This window comes from Pseudoduganella dura (assembly GCF_009727155.1).
Lineage (GTDB): Bacteria > Pseudomonadota > Gammaproteobacteria > Burkholderiales > Burkholderiaceae_D > Rugamonas > Rugamonas dura.
The window spans coordinates 1,232,473-1,254,891 of the sequence record NZ_WNWM01000002.1 but is presented as its reverse complement, the minus strand read 5'-3'; the positions used below and the strand labels follow the sequence as shown (position 1 = coordinate 1,254,891).

20 protein-coding genes are annotated in these 22,419 nt (G+C 65.0%); 9 read left to right on the top strand and 11 right to left on the bottom strand.

Annotated elements, in window-relative coordinates; translation table 11 throughout:
- Genes rsgA through GJV26_RS05705 form a run of 3 tightly spaced genes read right to left on the bottom strand, consistent with a single transcriptional unit; the run spans nucleotide 1 to nucleotide 2,515 of the window.
- Nucleotides 1–897, bottom strand: a complete 897-nt coding sequence (gene rsgA / locus GJV26_RS05715; RefSeq protein ID WP_155707983.1) for a ribosome small subunit-dependent GTPase A — start codon at nucleotides 895–897, stop codon at nucleotides 1–3.
- A complete protein-coding gene (locus tag GJV26_RS05710) occupies nucleotides 894–1,238 on the bottom strand; it encodes a 4a-hydroxytetrahydrobiopterin dehydratase (RefSeq protein ID WP_155707982.1) in 345 nt (114 codons plus the stop codon). The genes rsgA and GJV26_RS05710 overlap by 4 nt, the downstream gene beginning before the upstream one ends.
- Nucleotides 1,235–2,515 (bottom strand): M48 family metallopeptidase, encoded by a 1,281-nt coding sequence (locus GJV26_RS05705; protein WP_155707981.1) that lies wholly within the window; start codon nucleotides 2,513–2,515, stop codon nucleotides 1,235–1,237. Before GJV26_RS05705 ends, GJV26_RS05710 begins: the two co-directional genes overlap by 4 nt.
- A 47-nt stretch (nucleotides 2,516–2,562) precedes the next feature.
- On the opposite strand from GJV26_RS05705, the gene orn reads away from it, so the two are divergent.
- Nucleotides 2,563–3,159: an oligoribonuclease gene (gene orn, locus GJV26_RS05700; RefSeq protein ID WP_173346157.1), complete on the top strand. Its 597-nt coding sequence runs from the start codon at nucleotides 2,563–2,565 to the stop codon at nucleotides 3,157–3,159.
- A 282-nt stretch (nucleotides 3,160–3,441) separates the two neighbouring features.
- Nucleotides 3,442–4,047 (top strand): DVUA0089 family protein, encoded by a 606-nt coding sequence (locus tag GJV26_RS29880; protein WP_189441757.1) that lies wholly within the window; start codon nucleotides 3,442–3,444, stop codon nucleotides 4,045–4,047.
- A 27-nt stretch (nucleotides 4,048–4,074) separates the two neighbouring features.
- Here GJV26_RS29880 and GJV26_RS05690 read toward each other — a convergent pair whose 3' ends face one another.
- Nucleotides 4,075–4,770: a UPF0149 family protein gene (locus GJV26_RS05690; RefSeq protein ID WP_155707980.1), complete on the bottom strand. Its 696-nt coding sequence runs from the start codon at nucleotides 4,768–4,770 to the stop codon at nucleotides 4,075–4,077.
- Between the two features lie 69 nt (nucleotides 4,771–4,839).
- Between GJV26_RS05690 and GJV26_RS05685 the strand changes: the two genes are divergently transcribed.
- Nucleotides 4,840–5,829, top strand: a complete 990-nt coding sequence (locus tag GJV26_RS05685; protein ID WP_155707979.1) for a serine/threonine protein kinase — start codon at nucleotides 4,840–4,842, stop codon at nucleotides 5,827–5,829.
- 355 nt (nucleotides 5,830–6,184) lie between these two features.
- Entirely contained in the window at nucleotides 6,185–6,772 is a 588-nt protein-coding gene (locus tag GJV26_RS30535) for a glycine zipper 2TM domain-containing protein (RefSeq protein WP_155707978.1), read from the top strand.
- 12 nt (nucleotides 6,773–6,784) lie between these two features.
- On the opposite strand, the gene GJV26_RS05675 is transcribed toward GJV26_RS30535, so the two are convergent.
- Nucleotides 6,785–7,288 (bottom strand): GFA family protein, encoded by a 504-nt coding sequence (locus GJV26_RS05675; protein WP_155707977.1) that lies wholly within the window; start codon nucleotides 7,286–7,288, stop codon nucleotides 6,785–6,787.
- A gap of 219 nt (nucleotides 7,289–7,507) precedes the next feature.
- Here GJV26_RS05675 and GJV26_RS05670 point away from each other — a divergent pair, with 219 nt between their 5' ends.
- A complete protein-coding gene (locus GJV26_RS05670) occupies nucleotides 7,508–9,715 on the top strand; it encodes a coiled-coil domain-containing protein (protein ID WP_155707976.1) in 2,208 nt (735 codons plus the stop codon).
- A 61-nt stretch (nucleotides 9,716–9,776) separates the two neighbouring features.
- On the opposite strand, the gene GJV26_RS05665 is transcribed toward GJV26_RS05670, so the two are convergent.
- Together GJV26_RS05665 and GJV26_RS05660 are read right to left on the bottom strand one after the other, a co-directional pair.
- Complete coding sequence (locus tag GJV26_RS05665) at nucleotides 9,777–10,151, bottom strand: DUF8785 domain-containing protein (protein ID WP_155707975.1); 375 nt, start codon at nucleotides 10,149–10,151, stop codon at nucleotides 9,777–9,779.
- Between the two features lie 31 nt (nucleotides 10,152–10,182).
- On the bottom strand, nucleotides 10,183–11,241 hold the full coding sequence (locus GJV26_RS05660; protein ID WP_155707974.1) for a DUF475 domain-containing protein: 1,059 nt from the start codon (nucleotides 11,239–11,241) through the stop codon (nucleotides 10,183–10,185).
- Nucleotides 11,242–11,371: 130 nt separating this feature from the next.
- Between GJV26_RS05660 and GJV26_RS05655 the strand changes: the two genes are divergently transcribed.
- The 4 genes from GJV26_RS05655 to GJV26_RS05640 all read left to right on the top strand — a co-directional run bounded on the left by GJV26_RS05655 (nucleotide 11,372) and on the right by GJV26_RS05640 (nucleotide 18,348).
- Nucleotides 11,372–11,794: a divergent PAP2 family protein gene (locus tag GJV26_RS05655; RefSeq protein ID WP_155707973.1), complete on the top strand. Its 423-nt coding sequence runs from the start codon at nucleotides 11,372–11,374 to the stop codon at nucleotides 11,792–11,794.
- Nucleotides 11,795–12,145: 351 nt separating this feature from the next.
- Nucleotides 12,146–13,297 carry an efflux RND transporter periplasmic adaptor subunit gene (locus tag GJV26_RS05650; RefSeq protein ID WP_155707972.1) on the top strand — a complete coding sequence of 384 codons (1,152 nt, stop codon included), beginning with the start codon at nucleotides 12,146–12,148 and terminating at the stop codon, nucleotides 13,295–13,297.
- Between the two features lie 2 nt (nucleotides 13,298–13,299).
- Nucleotides 13,300–16,521, top strand: a complete 3,222-nt coding sequence (locus GJV26_RS05645) for an efflux RND transporter permease subunit (protein WP_155707971.1) — start codon at nucleotides 13,300–13,302, stop codon at nucleotides 16,519–16,521.
- A 411-nt stretch (nucleotides 16,522–16,932) separates the two neighbouring features.
- Nucleotides 16,933–18,348, top strand: coding sequence for an OmpP1/FadL family transporter (locus tag GJV26_RS05640; RefSeq protein ID WP_155707970.1), 1,416 nt, complete (start codon nucleotides 16,933–16,935; stop codon nucleotides 18,346–18,348).
- 93 nt (nucleotides 18,349–18,441) lie between these two features.
- On the opposite strand, the gene GJV26_RS05635 is transcribed toward GJV26_RS05640, so the two are convergent.
- From GJV26_RS05635 to GJV26_RS05620, 4 genes are all read right to left on the bottom strand, one after another.
- The gene (locus GJV26_RS05635) at nucleotides 18,442–18,798 is read right to left on the bottom strand and encodes a hypothetical protein (RefSeq protein ID WP_155707969.1); all 357 of its coding nucleotides are present in this window, start codon (nucleotides 18,796–18,798) and stop codon (nucleotides 18,442–18,444) included.
- Nucleotides 18,799–19,028: 230 nt separating this feature from the next.
- Nucleotides 19,029–19,952 carry an NAD(P)H-hydrate dehydratase gene (locus tag GJV26_RS05630; RefSeq protein WP_155707968.1) on the bottom strand — a complete coding sequence of 308 codons (924 nt, stop codon included), beginning with the start codon at nucleotides 19,950–19,952 and terminating at the stop codon, nucleotides 19,029–19,031.
- A 26-nt stretch (nucleotides 19,953–19,978) separates the two neighbouring features.
- Nucleotides 19,979–20,743 (bottom strand): histidine phosphatase family protein, encoded by a 765-nt coding sequence (locus GJV26_RS05625; RefSeq protein WP_155707967.1) that lies wholly within the window; start codon nucleotides 20,741–20,743, stop codon nucleotides 19,979–19,981.
- Between the two features lie 88 nt (nucleotides 20,744–20,831).
- Complete coding sequence (locus GJV26_RS05620; protein ID WP_155707966.1) at nucleotides 20,832–22,244, bottom strand: L-cystine transporter; 1,413 nt, start codon at nucleotides 22,242–22,244, stop codon at nucleotides 20,832–20,834.
- Nucleotides 22,245–22,419: the final 175 nt, after the last annotated feature.

The following is a 22,419-nucleotide window of genomic DNA, read 5'->3' as shown; positions in this document are numbered from 1 at the left end:
TCAGTAGAGGGTCTGCGCCGACTCGTGCAGCAGTTGCCCGTACAGCTCATGCCGCATCCTGGCGATCTTGCCGGTGCGCACGGCGTCCAGCACGGCGCACTGCGGTTCCAGCAGGTGCCGGCAGTTGTAGTACTTGCAGCCGCCCAGGTAGGGCTGGAAGTCGCGGAACGCCCGTTCCAGCATGCCTTCGGACAGGTGGTACAGGCCGAATTCCTGGAAGCCGGGCGAATCGATCACCGTCGCATGCGCGTCGAGGTGGTACAGGCGGGTGAAGGTCGTCGTGTGCTTGCCGGTATCGAGCGCCGCCGAGATTTCGCGCGTGGCGATGTCGGCATCCGGTATCAGCAGGTTGATCAGCGACGACTTGCCCATGCCGGACTGGCCGATCAGGATCGTCGACTGGTCCGCCAGCAGCGGCGCCAGTTCGTCGACGGTCTGTTCCGGCCGGCCTTTCGCCGACACTTCATGCACCGGGTAGCCCATGGCGGTATACATCTCGAGCCGCCGGCGGGTATGCGCGAGGTTCTCCGTGACATCCACCTTGTTCAGGATCAGGCGCGCGGCGATGCCGGCCGCCTCGGAGGCGACCAGTGCGCGCGACACCAGGTCGTCGGTGTAGCCCGGTTCGGTGGCGACCACGATGAACAGCTGCGTGACGTTGGCCGCCAGCAGCTTCGACTTGTACTGGTCGGAGCGGTACAGCAGGGTCTTGCGTTCCTGGATCTTGTCGATGACGGCCTGGTCGGGCGACGTGAGCGTCAGCTCGACGATGTCGCCCACCGCCACGTTGGTCTTCTTGCCGCGCGTGACGCATTGCAGCCGCCTGCCTTCCGATTCGGCCAGGTAGTGGCGGCCGTGCGCGGCGATGATGATGCCGGTGCGTTGTTCCTTTTTCATGGACGGCCCGCCACCCGCACCAGCGCGTCGGCCTTGGCGGCGCAGATGAAGTCGTTCAGCGACAGTCCCTTGACGGAATGCGTTTCGAAGCGCACCACGCAGGTCTTGTAGCCGACGATCAGCTCCGGATGATGATCCTCGCAATGGGCGATATAGGCGATGGCGTTCACGAACGACATCGTCTGGTAGTAGTCGGAGAATGAGTAAGCCCGTACAAGCCGGCCCGCTTCGATCGCCCAGCCGTCGAGCAGCGCCAGCAGGCGTGCCGCTTCGGCCGGTGCCAGGGGCTCGGTGGCGTGGGCGCAGTGCAGCGTGCGCAGTTGGTCCGCGGTGGTAATCATGCGTGTGCCATGTTCAGGTGCCGATTCAGGTGCCGGATCCGTATCGATGCCGGTGGGTGGGAGTCATAGAACGCCGAATGCAGCGGATCGGGCGTCAGGGTCGACGCATTGTCTTCATACATCTTGACCAGTGCGGAGACGAGGTCGCGCGCGTCGGTGTGTTGCGCGGCAAATGCGTCCGCTTCGAATTCGTGCTTGCGCGAGCTGAGCGAGCCCAGCGGGGCAAGCAGGAAGGTGAACACCGGCAGGGCCAGCATGAACAGGATCAGCGCCAGCGCATCGTTGCTCTGGCCGGGCGCGATCAGCGGCGACACGCCCAGGCCGGTGTAGAACCATACCTGGTTCTTCAGCCAGCCCAGCAGCGCCAGGAACGCCAGCGACAAGCCGAACATCAGCACGATGCGCTTGACGATGTGTTTCAGCTTGAAGTGGCCCAGTTCATGCGCCAGCACGGCCTCGATTTCCTGCGGCGCCAGGCGGGCCAGCAACGTATCGAAGAACACGATGCGCTTGGCCGCGCCGAAGCCGGAAAAGTAGGCGTTGCCATGCGCGCTGCGCTTCGAGCCGTCCATCACGAACAGGCCCTTGGAGGCAAAGCCCACGCGCTTCATCAGGTTCTCGATGCGCGATTTGAGCGTTTCGTCGGCCAGTGGCGTGAACTTGTTGAACAGCGGTGCGATCACGGTGGGAAACAGCACCATCATCAGCAGCTGGAAGCCGCTCCACACGAACCACGCGTACAGCCACCACAGGTCGCCGGCGCCCGACATCAGCGCCAGCACGATCCACGCCAGCGGCAGGCCGAGCACCACGGCCAGCAGCAGGCCCTTCAGCATGTCGGCGACGAACAGGCCCGGCGTCATCTTGTTGAATCCGAAGCGCTGTTCCAGCCGGAACTGGCGATACCAGTCGACCGGCAGGTCGATCAGCCCCGAGATCGCGGCGAACGCCGCCAGCAGGCCGATCTGGTATGTCATGCCGCCGCCGGTCAGCCCGAACACCTGTACCGACAGCCATTGCAGGCCGCCCAGCAACGTGAAGCCCACCAGCACAACGGCATTGACGAACATCGTCACGATGCCGTACCGGGTGCGGGCCATCGTGTAGTCGGCCGCCTTCTGGTGCGCCGCCAGTGGAATGGTGCCGGCGAATTCGGCGGGCACGGCGCCGCGGTTGGCCAGCACGTGCCGCAGCTGGCGCGACGCCAGCCAGAAGCGCACGGCCAGCGTCAGCACCAAAAATGCGACAAACAATAATGAAAACGCGTGTGAATACATTCTGTGCCTGTGAGAAAATGGCGGTTTAGTTTGGCCAAGAGAGAATTATGTCACAAGCGAACGATACTTCCGTCACCGCGGCGGTGGCCCCGCAGCAGCAGCGTCCCAACGAGATGAACCTGGTCTGGGTCGACATGGAAATGACGGGCCTGGAACCGGAAACCGACCGCATCATCGAGGTGGCGATCGTCATCACCGACATGCACCTGAACGTGCTGGCCGAAGGCCCGGTGCTGGCGATCCACCAGTCCGACGCCACGCTGGACGCGATGGATTCGTGGAACAAGGGCACGCACGGCCGCTCCGGCCTGATCGACCGCGTCAAGGTCTCCACCGTCACGGAAGAGCAGGCCGAGGCCGAGCTGATCGCGTTCATGAAGCAATGGGTGCCGGCCGGCAAGGCGCCGATGTGCGGCAACACGATCGGCCAGGACCGCCGCTTCATGGTGCGCTACATGCCGAAGCTCGAAGCGGTGTTCCATTACCGGAACGTGGACGTGTCGACGCTGAAGGAACTGTGCCGCCGCTGGAAGCCGGAAGTGGTGTCCGGCTTCAAGAAGGCGCAGAAGCACACGGCGCTGGCCGACATCCTCGAATCGATCGAGGAGCTGAAGTACTATCGCGAGCATTTCATCAAGCTGTGATGCGCAGGCCGTGATTCACAGGCCGTGATTCACGGGCTGTGATCCGCAAACTGTAATTCGGAAGCTGTACTGCGCAATCCGGATGCGCAGGCCATGTTGCCCCGTTGCCGATAACAGGCGGTAATGTCCGGGCGTCCGGAATCTTTACAGCCGCGACGTGGTTTGCCGCCGCGCCGCCGCCTGCACGGGCGGCTTCACAGTGCCGGCGTGCCGCTGGTACGGGCCTTGCGAAGAGAGACGAGTGCGCCATCCGGCGCGGTCTTTCCTTGCAAGGAGCCCCACATGACCAACCCATACACGCCAAGGCCACGCTTTCCGGCGGCAGGCATTCCAGCGCTGCGCACCATCTGCGCAGGCATTCTCCTGTGCGCCGCCGCGGCGGCGAACGCCGATTCGTACAGCGGCCAGCTCGCCTGGCACAACGACGTCATACATCACACCTTCACGATCGGGCAGGCATCGGACCTGGTGGCGTGGACGGACTCCTATCTCGACGGACAGAATTTCGATCCGATCGTCGCCGTCTGGCGCGACGGAGCGCAGCTCGCGCAGGTCGACGACAATCCGTTCGTCGCGCCGGGGCAGACGGTGTTCGATTCCGGCCTGCAGTTATATGGGCTGGCGCCCGGCACCTACCTGTTCACGATCGCGGCCTACGACAATTTTGCCAACGGCACCGCGCTGGCGTCCGGTTTCCTGTTCGACCAGCAGGCGCCGGTACCGCTGGCGCAATGGTGCCAGCCGTTCAGCACCTGCGACATGGGGCCGCATGTGGCCCTGAACTGGACGCTGACCCCGGCCGTGCCGGAACCCTCGGCATGGGCACTGCTGGCAGCGGGCGGCGTGTTCCTCGGCGCGGCGGCCCGGCGCAGGCGGCGGGCCGCCTGACGCGGCCGCGTGCCGGCTACGGCACGCTTATTCGGCGGTATCCGCGCCGCAGCACTTCTTGTATTTCTTGCCGCTGCCGCAAGGGCATTCGTCGTTGCGGCCCACCTTCGGCTCTTCGCGCTTGACGGTGCTCACGGCGGCCTTGCGGCGCGGGACCCAGAACTTGTAGATGGTCGGCAGGTTCGCCTCGATCTCCAGCGCCAGCTTGTGCGCCTTGACCGGGTCTTCCACTTCCGGCAGTTCCGCTTCCTCGATCTCGTCGGCGCCGAGCAGGTAGATCGGGCGCATCAGGGCACCGATTTCCGAATCCCAGATCTCGTCCCACGAGCCGGCGCGCAGCTCCATGCCTTCCCAGAAGCCCCAGCACCAGGCCTCGGCATCGATCAGCGTCTGTCCTTCGTGCTCGTGTTCGACGAACAGCGGCTCGAATTCCTTCGGTGCCACCTCGAACGTGACCAGCACTTCGTTCATGAAGCGCATGATCAGGTTGACGATGCGTTCTTCTTCCTTGCCATTCTTGAACTTCGGCGCCTGCTTGCCGTCCTCGCCCCACACGCGCGGCAGCCACTCGGCGGGCATGATGGTTTCCGGCCCGATCGCGATGGCGGTCAGGTAACCGTGCAGGTGGTCCATCGTCATCGAATCTTCCGGGCTGCGCTCGCCCAGCAGGAATTGGTCAAGTTCGTCGAAATCTTTGTCCGACAGGGGCTGATCGAGTTGCATGGTGTTCTTTCTGAAGTAATCCGACAGTATATACGTCAGCGTTGCCGCCCACCGCCGTACAATGGCGAGATGACGACTTCCTCCTCTCATCCATTCTCGGCGCTGGGCCCCGACTGCGTGCTCGATGCGCTGGCCAGCGTGGGCCTGTACGGCGACGGCCGGCTGCTGGCGCTGAACAGCTACGAAAACCGCGTCTACCAGGTGGGCATCGAGGATGGCAAGCCGCTGGTCGCCAAATTCTACCGGCCCGGCCGCTGGAGCGACGCCGCGATCCTCGAAGAACATGCCTTCACGGCCGAACTGCACGAGGCGGAGATTCCCGTGGTGCCGCCGCTGGCGGTCGATGGCCGCACGCTGCATGCGTTCGAAGGCTTCCGCTTTGCCGTCTTCGCGCGGCACGGGGGCAGGGCGCCCGAGCTTTCCGACCCGGCGGTGCTCGAATGGACGGGCCGCTTCATCGGCCGCATCCATGCGATCGGCGCCACGCGCCCGTTCGCCGACCGGCCCGCGCTGGACATCGACACCTTCGGCACCGAATCGCGCGATTACCTGCTGGCCAACGATTTCCTGCCGCCGGAACTGGTGGATGCCTACCGCACCATCGCCGGCCAGGCGCTGGACGGCATCCGGCGCTGCTACGATCGCGCCGGCGACGTGGCACTGCAGCGCCTGCACGGCGACTGCCATGGCGGCAACGTGCTGTGGACCGATACCGGCCCGCATTTCGTCGACTTCGACGATGCCCGCATGGGCCCGGCCGTGCAGGACCTGTGGATGATGCTGTCCGGCGAGCGGCACGAGATGGTGCGGCAGCTGTCCGATATCCTGGCCGGCTACGAGGATTTCGCCGACTTCGACCCGCGCCAGCTGTACCTGGTGGAGGCGCTGCGCACGCTTCGGCTGATGCATTACGCGGCCTGGCTGGCGCGCCGCTGGGACGACCCGGCGTTTCCCGCCGCGTTCCCGTGGTTTAACACGCAACGCTACTGGCAGGACCGCATCCTGGAGCTGCGCGAGCAGGTGGCGCTGATGGACGAGCCGCCGCTGTGGCCCGTGTGACCTGAGCGCCTGGCAGGGCTGCGCGGCTGGCCGCCAATCGCCGGACTGGTACCCATGCCCAGCCGCTCTCGGTCATCCGGCTTGTCCCCAGCTGCCCGCACAGGTCTGCGTTCATCCGCCTGCGTGGCGGCGTGCTGCCAGGTCTGCCAGGTCTGCCAGGTCGGACCTCGTGCTGGCGAAACCTCGACGCTTTCTGCACTGGTCCCAGCCATGCCTTCCGCATCTCCGCGGCAGCGCTTATATTCAGCATGCCTTTACAAGTGGTAACGAGTGATACAGCTCAAGGTCTATTCCATGCGCGCTTCAACCCTTAATCTGCTTCCACAGGCAGATCAATGACCCACGGGAGAAAAACATGGAAAAAATCGCTATCGCAAGCCGTATCCACCCACTGTTCGCGGCCGCTGCCGTATCGGTAATCGCCTTGAGCGCAACCGGTATTGCGGCCCTGACCGGCATACTGCCATCCACCAAAGCCGAACCGGCTGCGAACACTGTTCCAATGAGCCTGTCTGCACAGCAAACTATCGGTGGTCGTCATCCTTATGATGCGCAACAACCGATCCCTGCGCAGCTGGCCGCGCAACAGCCTTCTCCACAAGCGCTGCAGCAGCCGGTCATCGTGCCGGCCCCGGCCCCGGCTGTGCAGGCCGTGCCGGAACGCGCGGTTGTGCGTGAAATCGTGTACCGTGAAGCGCCCCGCAAGCCCGTGCGCGAGGCGCCGGTTCGCAGCCATGAGGCGCGGCATGAGCAAGTGGCGCGCGCTCCCGCGCCCATTGTCCAGGAAAGCAAGCCGAACTATGTGGCCATCGGCACAGGCGCCGTGGTTGGCGGCCTGCTCGGCAACCAGATCGGCGGCGGCGATGGCAAGAAATTGGCCACCCTGGCGGGGATCATCGGCGGCGGCTATGTCGGCAACGAGATTGCCAACCGCAACAAGTAAGCAGATCCGCCTTCAGGTTTGAACGTCCCGTTCCGGTCGACCGGGGGCATCGACCTTCATTGAATCGGGTGACCCCGCTTCATTATCCATCCCGGGAAAATATCGCAGGTAACCGGCAATGCCGGACCCTTTGCGCACAGGGTTGTCCCTGGGATGGATCCGCCCCTCATTCACCGGAACCTCGCTGAAATCGAACGGGCTGATCCCCTCCAGGCATGCCGCATTGATGCCATATTGACCCGGATCGGACCGGCGCTGGTGATGCGTATAGATGCCGCACTTCGAGCAGAAATAGTGCTTTGCCTGCATGGTGTTGAACTGGTAAAGCGTCAGCCATTCCGCACCCGCGGTGATTTCGATGTCCTGCAGCGCCGCCGACACGGCAATCGCCCCGCGCATGCTGCAATAGGAGCAGTTGCAGCGCCGCGCGGTGTCGAGCCCGTCGGCAAGCCGGACAAGAAATCTCACCGACCCGCAGTGACATGCGCCCTGTATCTGTTCCGGTTTGCTGTCCATGCTTTCCTTTCAATGACCGGTCTGCGCCGAAGGCGTCCAGCCGGAATGGCTCAGTGTACGATCTCGTTGCTGCCACGACAAGCAACAGGCCTTGTCAGGTATTTCCGGGTACCAAGCAGCGAATTGGCGGGGAAAACCCGCTTTGCTCGGTCGCTGGCCGCATGCCGGCGGCCGGGATAATACAGCTCGGAAACCCTGAAACCCTCGAGCGAGACTGTCATGCACGCACAACTGGCCCCAACCCTGCACGTCGCCTACTCCGCCGAGGAGGTGGACCACGATCTTGGTGAAGATCTGGCCGAATCCGGCAACGAAGAAGCGATGTCCGAGCCGAAATCGGGCCGTGCCGAAGCGGAAATGCGCGCCATCCAGCAGGCGATCGCGCGGGTGGAAGCAGAGGCCAAGGCCGCCTGCGCCGCCGAGAGCCGCGCCCATGCCGAATCGCGCGCCCGCGAACTGGCCGAGGACCGTGCCGCGATGGATTCCGCCGCGGCCGCCGTCGCGCTGCAGAATGCCCAGGCCGCCGAGGATGTGATCGCCGCCAACCGCGAGCGCCTGGAAAGCCTGCGGGCCGCCGCCAAGGCCAGCGTGGCCAAGCTGGAAGCCGTCAAGCAGGAAACCGCCGAGCTGCGCGCCCGCGTGGAAGCCGATAACCAGATCCGCCAGGCCGCCGAGGTGCGTGCCCGCGCCGAGGAAGAAAGCCGCCGCCGTGCCGCCGAACAGATGGAAGCGGAAGCGCACCTGGCCGAGCAGGCGTCCCGGGCCGCCGACGAACTGCAGATCCAGACCAATCATGCCCGCCTGCAGGCCGCCGAGCGCGTGGCCGCCGTGCAGGCCGCGAAGGAAGAGGTGATCGGCATCGCCACCGCCGATGCACGCATGGCCACGCTGGCCCGCGAGCGCGAACGCCAGGCGTTTTCCGCGCGCCAGACCTCGCAGCAACTGGTCGAAGCCGAAGCCGGGGCGCTGGAAGCCACGCGCCAGCGCGAACGGGCCGACCAGGTGGCGCTGGAATCGGCGTTCGCCCGCGCCGCCGCCGAAGTGCATGCGGCCGAGGAAGCGCGCGCGCTGGCGCACCTGGAACAGGAACGCGAAGCGATCGCGCTGGCCAAGGCCGAATCGGACCGCAGCGCCGCGCTGTCGCTGCACCTGCGCCTGCAGACCGAGAAGGAAGTGCGCGACACGGCCCAGCACCGCGAACGCCTCGAAGCCATGGCGGCCACCGCCGCGCAGGCCCGGCGCGACGCCGATTCGCGCATCCTTGCCGCCACCGAAGCGCGCATTGCCGCCGACCGCGAACTGCACGCCGTTGCGATGGGCCGTGTACAGGCCGAACAGCAGGCCGAATACGATGCGCGCGGCAAGCTCGACGCCGAGCGCCATGCCACCGAACAGGCCAGGTTGCGCCAGCAGGCCGAGCAGGCCGCCGCCGATGCCGCGCATGCCGACGCTGAAGAGCAGCAGCGTGCCGCCCGGCTGGCCGATGAGCGGGCCGAACTGTCGCGTGCCGCCGCGGCGCTGGCACGGGCAACCAACGATGCCGAAGGCGCCGAAGTGGCCACGCTGGCCGAGCATGCCGCGGCGCTGGATGCCGCCAACCAACTGGCGCGCCAGAAAGCCGACGATGCGGCGCGCCTGCTGGAAGCGGAACACGCCCGCGCCGCCGCCGAGCAGGACGCGATCGCCGCGCTGAAGGCTCGCCTGGCCGAAGAAGAGCGTGCCGCCGCGGCCGCCGAAGCCCGTGCCGCCGCCGAGCGCGAGCAGGCCGAAGCCTTTGCCTGCAGTGCCGCCGCCGATATCCGCCGCGCCGACGCCGTGCGCGAAGAAGCCGCCGCGCTGGCGCTGATGGCCGCACAGTGCGAAATGGAAGCGCAACAGAAAAAGGAGGCCGCCCAGGCCGCCGCCGCGCAGGCCCGCCTCGGCGCCGAACTGGCCGAGGTGCACCGCGAACGGACCCGTACCGAGCAGGCCAAAGCCGCCGCGTTGCAGGCGCAGATCGATGCCGAGCGGGCTTTCGTCGCACGCGAACAGGCCGCGCTGGTCCAGCTGGAAGAGCACACCGCGCAACAGCATGCCGCCGCTGCAGCGGAAGAAGAAACCGCGCGTGCGATCGAGGGACGGATGGCCTGCGAAATCACGATCGCCACGACCGCGCGCGAACGTGCGGACGCCGAACTGGCCGCCGCGGCAATGCTGCGCGAACGCGAAATGCTGGAATCGGCCGCCGCCGCCGCCGCGCAGGAGAAAGCGGCGCACCAGAAGTCGCTGCTCGATGCGGCCCGGGCCCACGCCGACATGCAGCGCAAGGCCGCCGACACCACCGCCGCGCTGGCGGCCGCCAAGCAGTCGCTGCTGGAACAGGAAACCGCCCGCTACGAAGCCGCCCAGCGCACGCTGGCCGTGGTGCAGCGCAAGCTGCAAGCGTAAAAAAACCCGATCCTGCTCCGCCGCGGCGGATCAGGATCGGGTCTTCGGTAACGTTTGCCGGTTACTGCACCAGAACCTTCTCGATGTAATATTCCGTTTCGCCGAAGCAATTGGTCGGCACGCCCTTGTGCTGGGCATAGGTCAGCGTCACGCGCTTGCCCATCGCGGCGGATAGCTGGGCGGCCACCGCGTCGTCCCGCACGCTGAACAGGAATTTCTCCGGGATCGCGCCCGGCATCGAGGTCAGCAGCATTTCGCCTTCCCACGTCTTGCAGAACCAGCCCACTTTCGAGAATTTCTGCAAAAAGCCGTTACGCTCGCCTTCCGAATACGAGAAGTTGAGCGAGGCCATGGCCCAGGCCCAGAACAGCAGGGCGGCCACGACAAGAATGCCGATGAGGATCAGGAGGGGTGAGCGTCGGGTGCGTTGGATCATGGCGGCTGGTCAGAGTTGAATTGCTGCGATCTTACTGCATGCGCAACTCGTTCACCATCCGTTTGCGATACTTCACCGACGAGTACAGCGACACGACGATGAACGCCACCCCGGACAGCCCGGTAAACCACTCCGGCACGTGGTACTTCACGCTGGCCAGCATGATCACCGCCAGGATGCCGATCGCGTAGTGGGCGCCGTGTTCCAGGTAGATGAATTCATCCAGCGTGCCCTTGTGCACCAGGTAGACGGTCAGCGAACGCACGTACATGGCGCCGATCGCCAGCCCCAGCATGATGATGACCACGTCGCTGGTGATCGCGAACGCGCCGATCACGCCGTCGAAGCTGAACGATGCATCCAGCACTTCCAGGTACAGGAAGCCGCCGATGCTGCCGCGCTGCACCGCCTTGCCGAGTTCGCCGCCATTGCCGTCTGCATCGTGCTCCTTTTCTTCAAGCAGGCCGGACAGCCAGCCGACGGCGAGATAGATCGCGATACCCACGATGCCCGCGTACAGCACGGCGTAGCGGTGCGCTTCGGACACCAGTTCCGTGCAGATGAGCACGCCTATCAGCGTGAGTAGCACCGACAGGCTGCCGGTGCCGATCCGGTTGGCCGCCCGCTCGATCCAGCCCAGCCAGTGCACTTCCTTTTCGTCATCGAACAGGAAGTTGAGGAAGACCAGCAGCAGGAAGGCGCCGCCGAACGCAGCCACTTCGGCATGCACGTCCATCAGGTGGCGCGAGTACTCGTTGGGCCGGGTGGTGGCCATCGTCCAGACCTGGAACAGGTCCAGCCCGGTTGCCACCGCCACGATCGCCAGCGGGAAGATCAGCCGCATGCCGAACACGGCCACCAGGATGCCGACCGTCAGGAACAGCTTTTGCCAGAACGCGTTCCAGTCCTTCAGCACGGAGGCGTTGACCACCGCGTTATCGAACGACAGCGATACTTCCATCACGCCCAGCACGGCCGTGATCCACAGCGCCGAGAACAGCCCGGCCATGCCGCGCTGGGTGTACCCCCACCAGCAGGCCAATACCATCAGGACGACGGTTACGATGATTGAAAACCTGAAATGCTTCATGCCCCATCCTTCATTGAAATGTTTTATTAGTTATATGTAAAGCCCCGGCGATTTTACTGTGTCTGCTTCCGGAGGGGAGCCGGCTTCTGCGATAATGAAGAATTGCCAAAAAGGAACTCGAAAGTAACCCATGGATATCGCCTATCTCGTCACGCCGCTGCTCACCTGGATCACCGTTGGCCCCATCAAATTCCTGATCAACAGTATTCGTGCCCGCAAATGGGCATTCAACCTGGTGGGCAATGGCGGCTTTCCCAGCAATCACAGCGCCGTGGTGTCCAGCATGGCTACCCTGATCGCGCTGCGCGAAGGCATCGGCCATCCGGCGTTCGGCGCGGCGGTCACGCTGTGCTTCATCGTGATCATCGACGCGAACAGCCTGCGCCAGCACGTGGGCCGCCAGGCGGCGGCGATCAACCGCCTTGCCGAAGGCAAGCCGGGCCATAAATGGCTGCGGGAACGGATGGGCCACACCGTGGTCGAAATCTGCGGCGGCCTGGCGACGGGCATCGCGCTCGGGCACCTTGTGCATGCCGTGTTCGGCAGGGGCTGACGCCGTCGCCGTATAGCGGGGTGGACAACGACGGAGGTCCCCCCGAGTGCGCCGTCGGCTGCCCGCCCGGCGCACCTGTCAGCTCATTCATCAGTCATCGGCCAACTCAGCGGCCAACTCAGCGGCCAACTCAGCGGCCAGCTCATTGGCCAGCTCAGCGGCCAGCACCCTTGCAGCCTGTCCGCGTATTTCAGCAGTCCAGCCACATTTTCCCGCAGTCTGGCCCCGGCCGAATTGACACCTTGTATCGCACTGGACATACTCGGCGCTCCCGGTAGTACAAAAAATATAACGAACGTAACAAGCGGTACTTCAACAAGCTCAGCAGTCCAAAACTCTCGGAGATTCTTCATGTTGCGAAATACCCTGATCGCTCTCGCCGTCGCCACGAGCCTCGTCGCCTGCGGAAAACCACCCGGAGCGGCCGAGGGGGCCGCCAAGGGTGACGATAAGAAGGCAGTCAAACTCCTGATCGCACCTGAAGATGTGCTGACGGTCCACAGCGATGCGCTGGCTTCCGGCCCCGTGATCACCGGCTCGGTCCAGCCGGAACGCCGCGCCGACCTGCGCGCCGAGGTATCGGCCATCGTGCTGCAGGTGCTGAAGGAAAACGGCGAGCCGGTGAAAAAGGGCGACCTGCTGGTGCGCCTCGACGACACGTCGATCCGCGACAGCCTGGGTTCTTCCGAGGAGTCGGTACGCAATGCGAAGCAGGTGGTGGACCAGGCCCAGCGCATGCTCGAACGGAACAAGACACTGCGCGCATCGGGCATGACATCGATGCAGGCGCTGGAAGATGCCGAGGTGCGCCTGAACACGGCGCAAAGCGAGCTGGCCGCCGCCAGGGCGCGCGCCGTGGGCGCCCGCCAGCAGCTGGACCGCACGCTGGTGCGCGCGCCGTTCGACGGCATCGTCAGCGAGCGCAAGGTCTCGAACGGCGACACCGCCCAGATCGGCAAGGAACTGATCAAGGTGATCGACCCGCACAGCATGCGCTTCGAAGGCCTGGTCTCGGCCGACAAGATCGGCGTGGTCAAGGTGGGCCAGCCCGTGCTGTTCCGTGTCAACGGCTATCCCGGCCAGAATTTCCAGGGCAAGGTCAAGCGCGTCGACCCTGCCGCAAACGCTGTCACGCGGCAGGTCGAGGTGCTGGTCGAGTTCACCGACAGCATCCAGCCGCGCGTGGCCGGCCTGTACGCCGAGGGCCGTGTCGAAACCGAGACCAGCGATGCGCTGATGCTGCCTGAAACGGCAATGATCCAGGCCGGCGATACGAGCTACGCCTGGCGCGTGCGCGACAACAAGCTGTCGAAGGTAAACGTGGTGGTCGGCGCGCGCGATGAACGCACCGGGCACTGGCAGGTGAAGAGCGGACTCGCGTCGGGCGACCTGGTGCTGCGCGCGCCCGGCTCCACGGTGCATGACGGCCAGCCGGTCCAGCTGGTAACGCCGAAGAACCTGGCGTCGGCCGGCGACAAGTCGGCGGCGGCCAAAGGAAACTGACCATGTTCCTGTCCAATTTCAGTATCAAGCGGCCCGTCGCGACGATCGTGCTGATCATCGCGATGATGGCGCTGGGCCTGATGGCCCTGAAGAAGCTGCGCGTCAACCAGAACCCGGACGTGGAAGTGCCGATGATCATCGTGGCCATCCCGTATCCCGGCGCCTCGCCGGAAACGGTGGAGCGCGAGATCGTCAACCGCCTGGAAAAATCGCTGCAGAGCATCACCGGCGTGACCGAGACGGTGGGCACCGCGTCGGAAGGGCAGGCGCAGATCCGCATGAAGTTCACGTTCACGCGCAACCTGATCGAAGCGTCCGACGATATCCGCAATGCCATCGCGGCCGTGCGCTACAAGCTGCCGGTCGAGATGCGCGAGCCGATCCTGCAGCGCGTCGACGTTTCCGCGCAGCCGATCATGCAGCTCTCGCTGTCGTCGAAAACGCAGGGCCATGCGGAAATCTCGCGCCTGGCCGAGGACGTGCTGGCCGACCGGCTGCGCGGCGTCGACGGCGTTGCCAACGTCAATGTCGACGGCGCCCTGCGGCGCGAACTGTCGGTGCTCCTGCAGGCCGAGAAACTGCGCGAATACAACGTCTCGGTCAGCGACGTGACCAATGCGCTGCGCATGCAGAATACCAACGCCCCGGTCGGCAAGCTGCGCGGCTCGCTCGACGAAAAGAGCATCCGCCTGGTGGGCCGCATCGAGCGTCCGGAAGACTTCCAGCAGGTCGTCGTCAAGCGCAGCGGCGAAGAGATCGTGCGCCTGGGCCAGGTCGCGACGATCGCGGATGGTTTTGCCGAGATCAACAGCGTGTCGATGCGCTCGAACCAGCCGAACGTGGGCATCTCGATCATCCGCTCGCGCGACGCGTCCACCGTCGCGGTGTCGAAGGCGGTGCACGAGATGGTCAAGGAAATCGAAAAGACCTTGCCATCGGGCACCACGCTGGAAATCACCAATGACGGCGGCGAGGAGGCCCAAAGCAGCCTGAACAATGTGATCGAGGCCCTGGTGCTGGGCGCCGGCCTGACGATCTTCGTGGTCTACGCATTCCTGAACTCGTGGCGTTCCACGCTGATCACGGCGCTGTCGCTGCCCACTTCGGTGATCGCCGCCTTCATCGGCGTGTGGCTGTGCGGCTTCACGCTGAACTTCATGACGCTGCTCGGCCTGTCGCTGGCGATCGGCGTGCTGATCGACGATGCGATCGTGGTGCGCGAAAACATCGTGCGCCACATGCAGATGGGTGCGGACCGCCGCACGGCGGCCATCAACGGCACCAACGAGATCGGCATGGCCGTCGCGGCCACCACGTTCTCGATCATGGCCGTGTTCATTCCGGTCGCGTTCATGCCAGGTATCACCGGCGAGTGGTTCCGCCCGTTCGCGCTGACCGTGACCGCTTCCGTCGCCGTCTCGCTGTTCATCTCGTTCACGCTCGATCCGATGCTGTCGGCCTACTGGGGCGACCCGCCGGGTCATCACGACATGCCACGCAAGGGCTTCGAGAAGCTGCTGCAGCGCTTCAACACGTGGTTCGACCACCAGGCCGACCGCTACGGCAACGTGATCGCCTGGGCGCTGCATCACCGCCGCTGGATGGCCGTGATCGCCGTTGCCAGCCTGGTGGCCGCCATCGGCCTGCAGGCGAAATTCGGCGGTACCAGCTTCGTGCCGTCTTCCGACTTCGGCACGATCATGATCGAAGTACGCACGCCATCGTCGAGCAGCCTGGAGTATTCCCGCATCAAGATGGTCAAGGCGGCCGAGATGGCCCATGCGATCAAGGAAACGAAGAATACCAGCAGCTACGTGAACCTGACGGGCGGGCGCATCTACGTGGACATCGGCAAGAAAAACGAACGCGACCGTTCCGCCGGCGAGGTGGCGAGTGAACTGCGCGGCAAGCTGGCCCAGCTCGTCGGTGCCGAGTACATGGTGCTGGACGACCTGTCGAACAATTCCGGCAAGCCGGTGCAGATCGAGTTCATGGGCGAGGATTCGCGCAAGCTGATGGAAATCACCAGCCGCTTCATGGCGGAATTGCGCAAGGTGCCGGGCGCGGTGGACGTCAGCCTGTCGGAACAGGATCCGAAGGATGAGCTGCAGATCGAACTGAACCGCGGCCTGGCGAACTCGATGGGCATCGGCGCGGGCGATGCCGCTTCCGCCCTGCGGGTGGCTTTTGCCGGTATCGAAGTGGGCGACTGGGTCGATCCGACCGGCGAGACGCGCGACGTGGCGGTGCGCCTGGCGCCCGAAGACCGCATGCGCGCCGAGAACATCGAGCGCCTGCCGATCGCCGTGGCCGGCACCAGCCAGATGGTGCCGCTGGACCAGATCGCCACGATCACGATGGGCAAGGGCCCCGCCAAGATCACCCACAAGGATGGCAAGCGCGTGATTTCCGTGTCGGCCAACGTGCAGGGCCGTTCGCCGGGCGAAGTGACGGCCGACGCGATGGCGCTGGCGAAGAACATGGACTTCCCGCCTGGGTATGGCCTGGCCGTGGCCGGCTCGGGCAAGGACATGCAGGAAGTGTTCAGCGAGATGGGCATCGCGCTGGTATCGGGCATCGGCCTGATGTACCTGATCCTGGTGATGCAGTTCGGTTCGTTCACGGCGCCGCTGGCGGTGATGCTGTCGCTGCCGCTGTCGCTGATCGGCGTGGTGGTCGCGCTGCTGCTGACGAAGGGAACGATCAACCTGATGAGCCTGATCGGCGTGATCATGCTGATGGGCCTGGTGGCGAAGAATGCGATCCTGCTGCTGGACGCGGCCCGCAAGCGCGAAGAGGAGGGCTACGGCCGCGAGGATGCGCTGATGTATGCCGGCCGCATGCGCCTGCGCCCGATCCTGATGACGACGTTCGCGCTGATCGCCGGCATGCTGCCGGTGGCGATCGGCCACGGCGAGGGCGGCGAGTTCTACCGTCCGCTGGCGGTATCGATCATCGGCGGCACGATCACCTCCACCGTGCTGACGCTGCTGATGGTGCCCACGTTCTACGACAGCATCGAGATCACCCGCGACCGCATGGCCGCCAAGTTCGGCCGCCGTGCCCGGCGCTGGAACGTGTTCACCGCCGGCGTGCTGACATTCATCGAAGCCATCCTGGCGCTGACCTTCGTGCGGCTGATCTACCGCCTGGTCATGAAGGGCGTGCACAAGGTCACCGGCCGCGGCAACAAGCCGCCGCCACCGATGGCCGAAGCCGCCTGATCGCCAACGCTTTCTCCATTGGGGCCGCCACAAGCGGCCCCTTTTTTCATTCCGGCGACATTTCCAAGAACCGGGGTCTGACCCCGATTCTTGGAAATGTTGCTTCAAACCGGGGTCTGACCCCGGTTTGAAGCAACTGTGTTGTACAAATTCGGTGCCAGTCCCCGCGGGGTGTTGCAACCAGCTCAGCTATAAGTGCTGTTTTGGGCGGAAAAATCAAAACCAAAAAGGGTGCATTGTCTAGCGGTTTCATCAACCAATTTGTTACGAAAACTGATTTGATACATGTTGCAGTGCGGAAAACGAACGCTCGTATCAAAATTTTCTTTAGTGTAGTATTCTCGGCCCCGCAACTCCGGAAGTTAGAGGGGAGCAATTATTCGAATGGCAAGAATAGACAGCGAGACTACCTTGAACAAAAAATACCTGACCCTGATCATCACGGCCGCGATGGCGACCGTGTCCGCGACTGCCGGCGCATCCGGCTACCGTTTCGGCTCGCAGAGCGTATCGTCGCAAGGCACGGCCGAGGCCAACGGTGCCGAGGCGGCTGACGCTTCCACCATCTTTGCCAACCCGGCCGGCCTGTCGCGCCTGGAAGGCCGCCAGCTCATGACCGGCTTGACGGCACTCGTGCCGCATTCCACCTACTCGGACAGCGGCTCGACCCGCTTCACCGGCACCACCACCGGCGGCCAGAAGCTGCAGGACGAGTACGCGCCGAAAGCGGTCGCCGCTCCCTCGCTGTACTACAGCCACAAGATCAATGACCAGTGGACGGCGGGCTTCGGCTCGTTCGTGCCGTACGGCGCCAACCTGTCGTATGACTGGGATTGGGCCGGCCGCTACGCGCTGACCGACATGAAGCTGACCGCCATCGCGCTGAACCCGTCGGTGTCGTTCAAGCTGAACGAGCGCCACTCGTTCGGCTTCGGCGTGACCGCCGAATTCATGAAGGCCAGCCTGGGCCAGAACGTGGATGTGCCCGGTTCGGTAGCCGCTTCGCAGGCTGCCGGCACCGGCGCCGCCCTGATCCGCCAGATCGTCGCGCTGGGCGGCAATCCGGCGGCGCTGCGCTCCATCAGCGATGGCCGCGCCGAAGTCGAGGGCAAGGACTGGGGTTACGGCTTCAACGTGGGCTACCTGTATTCGCCGGCACCGGGCACGCGCCTGGGCGTGGCCTACCGCTCGCACATCGACCACAATCTGGGCGGCGGCGCGGACTGGGACTTCTCCACCGTCACCACCGACCGCGTCGTGAACGGTGTCATCGAAGCCGCTTCGCACCACGAGGATTCCGCCGCGCTCGTGAAACTGCGCACCCCGGAAACGCTGTCGATCAACGGCTATCACGAGTTCGATGCGCAGTGGGCCGGCATGTTCGATGTGACCTGGACGCGCAATTCGCGCATGCAGAACATCAACATCCAGTTCCTCGATACCGACAATGGCGACCTGGTGATCCGCCAGCAGTGGAAGAACACGGTGCGCGTGGCGCTGGGCGCGAACTACAAGCTGAACGAGCGCGTGATGCTGCGCGCCGGTATCGCGCACGACGAGGCACCGGTGCGCAGCGACGCGCTGCGCCACGCCGCGTTGCCCGATTCCGACCGCAACCAGCTGTCGTTCGGTGCGAACTGGAAACTGTCGCCGAAGTCGTCGATCGACGTGGCGTACACGTACCTGGATTTCAAGGAAGCCAGCAGCAGCTACAAGAACGATTGCCGTCCGGGCCTGCTGACCTGCACGGGCAATGGGGAAACCACGCGCGGCTCCTGGCAGACGCACATGAATCTGCTGGGCGTGGCCTACAACTACCAGTTCTGACGGCGATGCCCCACGCGTGGGGCATTCCGGGGTGAACGTAAAAAAAGCCGGCATCTCCGAAGAGATGCCGGCTTTTTCATTGCCGGGCCCCGATCAGCGGGCCGGCGTGGTACCGGCTGCGTCGGTTGCAGGCGTTTTGGCGCCTTCGATCGGCGGGGTGGTCGTCGTGCCATCGGTCGGCGACGTGGCGGTGCTGCCGTCGGCCGGTGGGGTGGTGGTGGTGCCGCTGTTCATGCCGCCCGTTGCGCCGCCGGTTGCACCCGCGTCGCTGGAGCCGCTGGCCGGCGGGGTAGCCGGTGCGGCCGGGGTCGTGCTCGTGTCCGGCGTTACGGCCGGTGCCGTGGTGTCTGCCGGCGGCGTGTCCGCATCGCGGTTCTTGCAGCCGGTCAGTACGGCGGTACCCAGCACTGCGGCCAGGATCAGGGCGGACGGTTTGCTCAGTTTCATCATTTCGACTCCTTAAAAAGTGGGTAGATTGGCGAAACCACTAGGTATCGTTAGACCGCCAGGATGGTTGCCGGTTCAAGACATGCCTGATTATTGGAACCTCGAAACCCTCCTGCGCGGCGCCAGCCACCGGTCTCCGAGGCGTGCCGTACCAGGGTACGGCGCCGCTTCTCGACCAGGTCCGGCACCGCTCGCGGCGGTTTTTCAAGGTCCCGGTACTTGCCGCTGTCCCCTCAGGCTGGGGCCAGCGTTCTCAACAGGGCCGGTATTTCAGCCGAAATTTCCCGTGCCAGGTAACCCAGCACGCCATACCGGATCGACAGCTGTTCGCCGGCGGACGCATGCAGCGCGATCCCCCAGGCGGCAGCCTGTTCCAGCGTGGCGCCGCGCGCCGCGAGGCCGGCGATGATGCCTGCCAGCGTATCGCCCGAGCCGGAAATCGCCAGGCCGACATTGCCGCCCTGGTGCTGCCACTGCTGGCCGTCCGGCGTGGCGATCACGGTGGTGGCGCCTTTCAGTGCCACGATCGCGTTCCAGCGCCGGGCGGCTTCCTGCGCCGCATCGAGCGGCGCATCGCAGATCTGTTGCTTGTCGCGCCGCGTCAGGTGCGCCAGCTCGCCCGCGTGCGGCGTGATCAGTACCGCTTCCTTGAAGCGGAAATGCTCCATGTCCTTCGGCTCTTCCAGCAGGTGCGGCTCGCCTTGCGCGCGCACCGCGCCCATCGCGGCGGCATCCAGGATCACCCGCGCGCCCGCCAGGCGCGGCAGCAGCGCATGCACCAGTTCCGCCGTGGCCGCATCGTCCTGCATGCCGGGACCCACGAGCACGGCGCTGGGCTTGCCGGGCTTTCCGAAGAGCTCGCCGAGCCGGCGTGCCGCCTCCACGGTGAAACCGCCGCCGTTCGTTTCAGCCAGGCCGATCACACGCGCCTCGGGAATCGCCGCGGCGACCAGCGGTGCCACCGAGGCCGCCGTGGCCATCGTCAGTTTGCCGGCACCGGCACGCAGCGCGGCGGTGGCCGCCAGCATCACGGCGCCCGGCATTTCACGCGAGCCGCCCACGATCAGCACGTGGCCGCGGCCTTCCTTGTCGTCGTCGAACGAGGGTTCGGGCAGCGCCCATTCTCGTAACGTGGCGGCGGTGATCTCGGTTGTCATCGATGTTCCTGTTGTGAGCCTTGGCGTCAAGCCTTGGGTGCGGCGGGCTGGTCCTTGCTTTTCGTCACCGGCGTGCCGGTCGAAGTCAGCGGAGCAACGAAGTTTTCCAGCTCGAGCACGAGCTTGCCGCGCTTGCCGGCATCGGGTTTGAAACGGTAGGAAGTCACGCTGCAGTTCGGCACATCGGCGGCGCGGTCGATCGCCAGGATCGCCTCCTCGTCCATCCGTTCCAGCAGGTAGCGGAAGCAGTTGACGATGACCTGGTGCCCCACGACCAGCACCCGTTCGCCGCGGTATTCGCGGGTGATCGTTTCGAGCATGTTGCGCAGGCGCAGGATCACGTCGCACCAGCTTTCGCCGCCCGGCGGGCGGAAATAAAACTTGCCCACGTGCCGGCGCTGCTCGTGCAGTTCGGGAAACTTGTCGGCGATGCCCAGCGGCGTCAGCCGGTCGATGATGCCGAATTCCTTTTCGCGCAGCCGCTCGTCGGTGGCGACCGTCAGCAGTTCGTCACGCGGCAGGCTGTTGACGATGGTCATCGCCGTCTCGCGGGCCCGCACATAAGGCGAAAACAGCACCACGTTGGGCCGTTCTTCCGGCGGCATGGCGGCAAACCACCCGGCCAGCGCGGCGGCCTGCTGCTCGCCCAGCGCGGACAGCGGCACGTCCATGTCGCGATCCGCGATGTCGATCAGAAACTGCGACGCGGCTTCCGCTGCGTCGCGCGCGACGTTGCCGGCACTTTGCCCGTGCCGCACGATCCAGATCTGTTGAGGCCACTTTTGTTCCATCGCCGTCCGTCCTGGTGATTCGGTTTGCGAATACTAGACGAAACTGCAAAACGGTGGCGCAACCGAAGTGCGCGCGCGGGCCGTGCCCTCAGACGGGGGTGGCGGCCGGTTCGATATCGGCGTCGACGTCGGTATCATTATCGCTGTCGAATACCGCCACGTCGGTCTCGCCCATCACGCGCGAGGTCAGCGTGCCGGCCGTGATCGCGCCCGAAACGTTCAGCGCCGTGCGGCCCATGTCGATCAGCGGCTCGATGGAAATGAGCAGGCCGGCCAGCGCCACCGGCAAATTCATCGACGACAGCACGATCAGCGCGGCGAAGGTGGCGCCGCCGCCCACGCCGGCCACGCCCACCGAACCGATCGTGATCACGGCCAGCAGCGGCAGCAGGAACGCGACGGTGAACGGATCGATGCCCACGGTGGGGGCGATCATCACGGCCAGCATCGCCGGGTAGATGCCGGCGCAGCCGTTCTGGCCGATCGTGGCGCCGAACGAGGCGGAGAAATTGGCGATGCCCTCGGGTGTGCCGAGCCGCTGCACCTGCGTCTGCACATTCATCGGGATCGCGCCGGCGCTGCTGCGGGACGTGAATGCGAAGGTGAGCACCGGCAGGATCTTTTTCGCGAAGCGCAGCGGATTCAGGCCGGTGCCCGCCACGATGGCCAGGTGCACGCAGAACATCAGCGCCAGCGCGCAGTAGGAGGCGGCGACGAAGCCGATCAGGTGCGCGATGTCCGCATAGCTCGACGTGGCCACCACCTGCGCCATCAGCGCGAACACGCCGTAGGGCGTGAGCCGCAGCACCAGCGTGACGATGCGCATCACGATCGCATGCGCCACCTTCACCGCGTGATCGAACGACACGAACAGTTCCGGCTTCTTGTCGGCAATGCCGATCGCCGCGATGCCCACGAACACGGCGAAGACGACGACGGCGATCGTCGATGTCTTGCGCCCGCCCGTCATGTCCAGGAACGGGTTGGCGGGGATGAACGACAGGATCATGTTCGGCAGCGAGATCGCCTGCGCGTCGGCCAGCCTGCCTTCCAGGTAGGCGCCGCGCGCCACCTCGGCCGCGCTCGATGTCAGGCCCGCCGCCGTCAGCCCGAACAGCTTGGCCATCAGGATGCCGATCGCCGCCGCCACGACCGTCGTCGCCATCAGCGTGCCGATCGTCAGCACGCTGATCTTGCCCAGCGACGTGGCGTTGCGCAGTTTCAGGATCGCGCCCACGATGGACACCATGATCAGCGGCATCACGATCATCTGCAGCAGTTTCACATAGCCGGCGCCGACGATGTCCAGGTATTCGCCGGTGGTCTTGATCACGGCACTGTCGGCGCCGTACAGCGCCTGGAGGGCAGCGCCGAACAGCACGCCCAGGCCGAGCGCCGAAAACACGCGGACCGTGAAGGTCGCGTGGCGGCGTTGCTGGCTGTACAGGAACCCGAGCAGGAGCAGGGCGGCAGTGAGGTTGAGCAGAACGGTGAATGTCATCGTGATCCTGACAAAGGATAAGTGAATGAGGGGTAATAAAGTTTGGTAATCAGTTCACGCCCGATTGACAAACCATCGTGTGGGCATTGCTTTGACGAATTTTACCGAAGTCCGGTCGCTCGCGTGCGACTGCCGGCCGGCAAGCGTGAGAATATTGCCGCATATCGATATATGT